The 743-nt window shown below is 68.6% G+C and carries 2 protein-coding genes; both read left to right on the plus strand.

Features of this window, described 5'->3' with window-relative positions:
• Positions 1-117: 117 nt before the first annotated feature.
• Positions 118-381: a WXG100 family type VII secretion target gene (locus ELR45_RS15870; RefSeq protein WP_129667272.1), complete on the plus strand. Its 264-nt coding sequence runs from the start codon at positions 118-120 to the stop codon at positions 379-381.
• A gap of 138 nt (positions 382-519) precedes the next feature.
• The coding region (locus ELR45_RS38030) for a hypothetical protein (protein WP_205856681.1) at positions 520-743 on the plus strand (224 nt) is incomplete at its 3' end.

Genomic DNA, 743 nt, shown 5'->3' on the forward strand with positions numbered 1-743 from the left:
GAGTCGTTCCGCGTCGAGTCCGACGAGCGGAGCATCGACGCGTGACGCCCCGCCGGGCCACGGGGGTCCGGCAGGAAAGACACATCCAGGCAAGACCCGCCAGAAAGGGAGAGCACTATGGCACTTCTCGGAATGAACGTCGAGCAGGCAGACCAGCTGGCCGCGGTGATGGACACCGACGCGCAGAGCATCACCGAGATCACCCAGCGGCTGACGCAGCAGCTCGCCAACACGGAATGGCTCGGCACCGACCGCAACACGTTCGAGAACCAGTGGACCGGCGAGTTCGTGCCTGCCCTCGGCCGTGTGGTCGAGGCGCTCAACGCCAACGCGAACATCATCCGTGCCCAGGCCGAGGACCAGCGCCGCGCCTCGAGCTGAGGGCGGCCGCGATGTCGATGGCGGGGCCGTCGGCTTCCGCGGACCCGATGTGGTCAGCGGAAGGCCCCGCCATCGACGCATGTGGGCACAGGATGCGGGAGCGAGTTGGGGAGGTGCGGTTGAATGTGGCGGCTGTCGGTGCTGCCTAGCACGGAGAGCGGGTTGCACCCGGTCGACGTGGTGATCGTGGCGCAACCGAGCGCCCGCGTCGTGGACCTCGCGCAGGCGTTCGGCGCGCATCTGGGTGATGTGACCTCAGAACTGATCCTGGCCCCGCACACTGACGGTGCGCCCTGGCCCGCCGGCCAGCCGTTGACCGAGTCCGGCCTGCGTAGCGGGGACATCGTGCAGGTGGCATCGGT

The organism is Phytoactinopolyspora endophytica (assembly GCF_004138495.1).
Lineage (GTDB): Bacteria > Actinomycetota > Actinomycetes > Jiangellales > Jiangellaceae > Phytoactinopolyspora > Phytoactinopolyspora endophytica.